Below are 6125 nucleotides of genomic sequence, written 5' to 3' on the forward strand. Positions count from 1 at the left end.
TCCGGCGGCTCTTCTTCGTCATCTTCGCTCCTGATTCGCAGCAAGAATCCTCGCCGCTGTCAGGCAGAAAATCCACTCAAGCTACTGTCCGAATTTGCGGGGCCAGCTCTCGGGTCTATTGGTTCTTCAGAACGATCCTTAAGTGTGAAGCGGACGTCGCTGATACGCTGACGCGGCTGTCCACGTATCGAAAGCGCCTCCCGACAGGGAGTCCGCTCAGCCCATTCCTCGCTTACTTTGCATACAGCGATACTTGGGAAAAAGTTGCCTCGGTTGCGAGAACTCATGGACTGACCTTAACTGTCTATGTTGACGATGTAACGCTCTCGGGCAGACGCGTTCCTAGAAAGATTGTCTGGGAGATTCAAAAGGTGATCCACGCGTCGGGCCTTCGATATCATAAGGAGAAGACCTACTTCGATAGGGCAGCGGAAATAACTGGTGTGATCGTTGATCGGGATCGTTTGCTCGCTCCGCAGCGGCAGCACAGGAAGCTTCATCTGGCGAAGGCTAATTTGGCCCGCGCCCATGGAAAGGAACGGACCGCGGCCGTCGCCAAGATCAGCGGTCTCCAAGGCCAAATGAAGCAGATAAGTGATGGGCTCCCCGATTCGTCGTTGAACCATTAGAGGTTCGACATCGACGCCTGCCGCGATATCGGCGAGCCCGCAGCCCCCATGGAACGTAGCGGAATGTGGGAGCACTGCCCTGGATTGCACTGCGCTTCATCTGGGCTACGACGCCGTCGTGCGTTGATATGCCGGTTCGAAGAGCGACGGCAGCGCCACACTCCGTCATTGCGAGCGCAGCGAAGCAATCCAGGATCTGTCCGCGGATGCAGTCTGGATTGCTTCGTTGCAAGAGCTCCTCGCAATGACGGTGGGGAGGCAGCCACGCACTATTCGATGATCGGCACATGCTTCGCCGCCGTCCGCGGTGCCGTCCCGTCGAGGCGCGGATCGTCCGCAATTTCGATCTGGCGGCGGAACGGGTGGAAGCCGAAGCGCTGGTAGAACGCGACGGCCGACGGATGGTCGAAGGTGCAAGTGTGCACCCAGACGCGAGCGAGCTCGCGCGACCAGGCAGTCTCCAGCGCGCGGTTCATCAGGAAGCGAGCGGCTCCCGTCCCGATCAATCCGGCGGTGACACCGAAATAGACCAGCTCGCACTGGCCGGCCTCGCGGAAATCCAGCTCCAGCAGGCCTTCGTCGCGGCCGTCCACGACCAGGGCGTGGACCTCGATTCCCGGCGCGTGGATGATTGCGGCAAGCTCCCTGTCATTCAGACGCGCACGCGAAAACCATAGCCACTCCTCGCCGACACGGCGATGGAGATCGCGATACCAATGAAGCGCGGGCGCGTCGACCTTGCGCAAGGACCACGCGCCTGGAGGATCGTCGCGGCGCGCGGGAGGTGCGGTCATCTCCAGATGGGTGACGACCGCGGCGATCTTGCCAGCGGGGATGTCGGAATAGCCGTCGGGGATGATCATGGGTGGCCTCTCAGAAAGACATGGCGAACAGCTCGCTTGCGGCCCATCCTTCGAGACGCCCGCCTACGGCGGGCCCTCAGGATGAGGGCGCATTTCGCGGCGAGATATCAGACCCTCATGGTGAGGAGCCCGCCCAAGCGGGCGTCTCGAACCATGCAGGCCGCGCTCTTCCGGCACTCTCCAGCCAACAAGTCGATCATCGCGGCGTCAAAATGATCGCTTCCGCGGTCGCGGCTTCGACGGCCGGGCGGCTGTAGAGCAGCGGGACATATTGGCCCGTTGCCCAGAGCGGAGCGAGGTCGCGGTAATGGGCGCTGAAGGGATCGCCGGATTGGCCGGGCGTGTTGATGGTGCGGCTCGCATCCCAATTGCCGACGTCCAGCACCATGCGGAACGAAGCGCCGGCGAACAGCTGGTAATCGGCGCGGCGGTAGGTGGCCGCGCGCGGCACATTGGCGGCACCGCCATAGGCGAGCGGGCCGACCGAAAGCTGCGCGGCGGTGGCCTTGTCGGCGAGCGGCATCAAGGCATGGTCGAATTTCGCGACGTGCAGCCGGCCCCAGCGCCAGGTCGAGGCGTCCGGCCCGAGCTTGCCCGTGACGTCGGCCACCGCGGCGCCGAGGCTGTCGCGCAGGATCTGGTCGCGCGCGCCAGCGGGATCGGAGCCGAACGACGCATCGGGAGATTCCAGATAGGCGACCAGCGCCGAAATGCTCGACGCCTCCGGCGCGATCAGATCGGCGGCCTTGGGAGCCGTGGTCTTCAGCAGCACCGGCCCAAGATGATTGGCGATCCAGACCTCGAACACGGCCGCCGCCGCGCTGTCGGCGGCATCGCGCGCGTCCCATGGCTTGAGCAGCTCGAGACCCTTCTTCACATTGGGATCGTCGGAGGTGAGCGGCTGCAACAGCTTGACGAGGCGCCGCCCCAGCATCGCGGTGTCGTCGTTCTGCAAATCCATGGCGTCGGCGAGCGTGACCTTGCTGTTGGCCGCGAGCACCTCGGTGATGCGTTGCCAGCGCGCGCTGTCGGACCATTCGAAGCCGACCTTGCGTTCGGCGATCGGGTAATCGGCCGGCAGGTTCATCTGGTTGGCGGTGGCGAGAAAGCCCTGCTTGGGCTGATAGGCTTTCGGCAATTCGTCGAGCGAGAGAAAGCCCTGCCACTCATAGCGGCCGTCGCCGGGCACCGGCATCAGGCCGTCGAAGTTGGCGCGCCGCGGCGTCTTGCCGGCGGCAACCCAGCCGATATTGCCGCGTGTGTCGGCATAGACCTGGTTCTCCGACGGCGCGCCCCAGCGCCGCATGGCGGCGAGGAAGCCGTTCCAGTCCTTCGCGGTCATGTAGTCGGAGGAGCCGAAATAGGCCGACGTGCCGGGCTCGAACCAGATCGAGCGGACCGCGAAGGCGCGCTTGTTCGCATCGTCGACGAAGATGACGGGACCGTGCCGGGTGAACCTCAGCTCGAGGTCGCGATCGGCCTCGCCTTTCACCTGCTCTTTCTCGTGCAGGATGCGCATGTCTTCCCAGCCATTGCCGTAGCGGTACTGGTTGGGGTTTTGCGGATTGAGCTCGTAGACGTAGAGGTCTTCCTGGTCGACGTTGAAGATGGTGAGGCCGAACGCGATGGTGCCGTTGTGGCCGATCGAGATGCCGGGCAGCGCCGGCTCGCCCGCACCGATCACCGAGAGGCCCGGCGCATTGAGGCCGACGATGTAGCGCAGCGAGGGCACGCTGTGCTCGCGATGCGGATCGTTGGCGAGGATCGGGCGGCCCGTCGCCGTGCGCGAGGCCGCGATCACCCAATTGTTGGAGCCGATGGTGTCGCGCTGCTGGTCGGCCTCGGTGAGGTATTTGTCGGGATCGTGCGCGAGTGCGGCCTGCTTGTCCTTCGGTGCCGCGAAGGCCACCGGGCGCGTCGCGAGATCGTAGGCCGCGAGCACGGCCTTCGGCACGCTGCAGGGGTCGAGACCATCGGGGACTTTCGTGGTCCATGCCGGCTCGAGCTTGACGCGGAAACGATCGGCATCGAGGCCGGCCGCGCAGGCGACCAGCGAGCGTTTGACCTCGGAGGCGACATTGCGCGTCAGACCGTGGCTGCGAATGCGGACGACGTCATCCGCCGTCCACGGATCAGGCATGGTGCCGGCGATCCTGAACTCGATCGGCAGCGGACGTTTTCCCGCGCGCACATCGGCGACATAGGCATTCACGCCGGCGACAAACGCGTCGGCATAGGTCTTCGCCTTGGGACCGTACGCCGCCCACTCCGCGTTCATGTCGCCGCGATAGAGGAACTGCCGTAGCGCCTTGTCCTGCTCGGCATAGGCCGGGCCGAAATCCTTTGCGAGCAGGCCGAGGCCGCGCTTGCGCCAGAGATCGATCTGCCAGAGCCGGTCGCGCGCGGCGTTGAAACCCTGCAGGAAGAACAGGTCGTGCTCGTTGCCGGCATAGATGTGCGGGATGCCCCAGACGTCGACCAGGATCTGGGCGGGGGCGTCGAGGCCGGCGACATCGGTCTTGAGCTGCCGCGCGCTGCCGAGCGGATTCGGCTTGTCGCGCGCCATGGCTGTCGAGGTCAGCAGCGCGGCGCAGATCGCTGCGCCGCAGAGTTTTTGGATGACCCGGTTGAGATCCGTGTTCATTGTCTTCTCCCGTTGTTGTTATTTTAGTCCGTAGCCCGGATGGAGCGAAGCGTAATCCGGGAATCTTACTCGTGGAAAAAACCCCGGATTGCGCTCCACTCCATCCGGGCTACGACATCCGCCTATCCTTCTCCCTCGTCGCTTGCGAGCACGCCCTTCACCGCGCGCGCCCAGCCGGCGAGCTTCCGCTCCCGCGTCGCCTGGCTCATGTTCGGCTTGAAGCGGTGCTCGAGCCGCCAATTGTCGGCGAACTTCGTCGGCTCGGGATAGACGCCGGCCTGGAGGCCGGCGAGATAGGCGGCGCCCAACGCCGTGGTCTCCTGGATCACGGGGCGATCGACCGGCGCGTCCAGGAGATCGGCGAGGCGCTGCATGGTCCAGTCGGAGGCGGTCATTCCGCCGTCGACGCGCAGCACGACGCTCGCGACTTCCGAGCTCGGCCAGTCCGCGCGCATCGCGGCCCAGAGGTCGAAGGTCTGGTAACACACGCTCTCCAGCGCGGCGTGCGCGAGCTCGGCCGGGCCGGTGTTGCGGGTGAGGCCGAACAGCGCGCCGCGCACGCGCGGATTCCAGTAGGGCGCGCCCATGCCGACGAAGGCCGGGACCAGATAGACGCTCTGCATGGAATCGGACTGATCGGCGAGCGGTCCGGTCTCGGCGGCGTGCTTGATGATGCCGAGGCCGTCGCGCAGCCACTGCACCGCCGAGCCCGCGACGAAGATCGAGCCTTCGAGCGCGTAGGTGCGCTTTCCCTCGAGCTGATAGGCGACGGTGGTGAGCAGTTTGTTCTTGGAGACGACCGGCGTGGTGCCGGTGTTGAGCAGGGCAAAGCAGCCGGTGCCGTAGGTCGACTTCATCATGCCCGGGCGGAAGCAGGCCTGGCCGATGGTCGCGGCCTGCTGGTCACCGGCAATGCCTGAGATCGCGATCGCGCCGCCGAACAGGTCCGGCGTGCTCTCGCCGAAGCGGGCGGAGGAATCCTTCACCTCGGGCAGCATCGAGCGCGGCACGCCGATGATCTCCAAGAGCTCGTCGTCCCATTGGCCGGTGTGGATGTTGAACAGCAGCGTGCGCGAGGCGTTGGTGGCATCGGTGGCGTGCACCTTGCCGCCGGTGAGACGCCAGAGCAGATAGCAATCGACGGTGCCGAACATCAGCTCGCCGCGCGCGGCACGCGCCCGCGCACCGGGAACGTGGTCGAGGATCCAGGCGACCTTGGTGCCGGAGAAATAGGGATCGATGATCAGGCCGGTCTTCTGCGAGATCACGGGCTCACGGCCGTCGTGCTTCAGTTTCGCGCAGATGTCGGCGGTGCGGCGGTCCTGCCAGACGATGGCGCGGTGCACGGCCTGGCCGGTGGCGCGATCCCACACCACGGTGGTCTCGCGCTGGTTGGTGATGCCGATCGCGGCGATGTCCTTGGCGGTAATGCCGGCCTGCTCGATCGCGTCGCGGCAGACCATCACGGTCGAGGTCCAGATGTCCTCCGGCTCGTGCTCGACCCAGCCCGAGGCCGGAAAATGCTGCGGAAACTCCTGCTGCGCGCGGGCGGCAATCGAGATGTCACTGCGAAAAACGATGGCGCGCGACGAGGTGGTGCCCTGGTCGATGGCGAGGACGAAAGACATGGAAGCTTACCTTGGCGTTTCCCTGAGAGGGGTCATTGTGTCGCGCCAAAGGGAGCGGATTAGGGCGGGAAGGTCAAGATTGGATGCGGGGCACGATCCCCTTACCTTCTCCCCTTGTGGGAGAAGGTGGCGCGCGAAGCGCGCCGGATGAGGGGTATGTTTCGGCGAATTCAGCAGGAAGAGATTCACTCGCGGAGAGATACCCCTCACCCGTCTCGCCGCTTCGCGGCGATCCACCCTCTCCCACAGGGGGCCTGTTGCGTAATTCGTCAATTGTGATTCCCTAAGGCAAAGCCTCGGAGGGTAGCGATGGCGGTCAAGCGGACGGGACAGCCGAGCTTTGTGGAAGCGCTGATGCCGA

General features: G+C 65.0%; 4 protein-coding genes. 1 reads left to right on the forward strand and 3 read right to left on the reverse strand.

The window, feature by feature from the left end; genetic code table 11:
* Positions 1-629 (forward strand): reverse transcriptase domain-containing protein (locus QJT78_RS47530; RefSeq protein WP_281460739.1); only part of this gene is annotated, 629 nt, incomplete at its 5' end.
* Positions 630-898: 269 nt separating this feature from the next.
* On the opposite strand, the gene QJT78_RS47535 is transcribed toward QJT78_RS47530, so the two are convergent.
* The 3 genes from QJT78_RS47535 to glpK all read right to left on the reverse strand — a co-directional run bounded on the left by QJT78_RS47535 (position 899) and on the right by glpK (position 5764).
* On the reverse strand, positions 899-1492 hold the full coding sequence (locus tag QJT78_RS47535; RefSeq protein WP_028154259.1) for a GNAT family N-acetyltransferase: 594 nt from the start codon (positions 1490-1492) through the stop codon (positions 899-901).
* Positions 1493-1688: 196 nt separating this feature from the next.
* Positions 1689-4136, reverse strand: coding sequence for a penicillin acylase family protein (locus tag QJT78_RS47540; RefSeq protein ID WP_028154260.1), 2448 nt, complete (start codon positions 4134-4136; stop codon positions 1689-1691).
* 122 nt (positions 4137-4258) lie between these two features.
* Positions 4259-5764, reverse strand: a complete 1506-nt coding sequence (glpK, locus tag QJT78_RS47545) for a glycerol kinase GlpK (RefSeq protein ID WP_028154261.1) — start codon at positions 5762-5764, stop codon at positions 4259-4261.
* Positions 5765-6125: the final 361 nt, after the last annotated feature.

It is taken from the genome of Bradyrhizobium sp. Mp27 (genome assembly GCF_029953005.1).
In the GTDB taxonomy this organism is placed as follows: Bacteria; Pseudomonadota; Alphaproteobacteria; order Rhizobiales; family Xanthobacteraceae; genus Bradyrhizobium; species Bradyrhizobium barranii.

What these genes read in the sequence shown, in the direction of transcription:
- QJT78_RS47540 (WP_028154260.1), bottom strand. Translation starts at nt 4,136, where the DNA reads ATGAACACGGATCTCAACCGGGTCATCCAAAAACTCTGCGGCGCAGCG.
- QJT78_RS47535 (WP_028154259.1), bottom strand. Translation starts at nt 1,492, where the DNA reads ATGATCATCCCCGACGGCTATTCCGACATCCCCGCTGGCAAGATCGCC.
- glpK (WP_028154261.1), bottom strand. Translation starts at nt 5,764, where the DNA reads ATGTCTTTCGTCCTCGCCATCGACCAGGGCACCACCTCGTCGCGCGCC.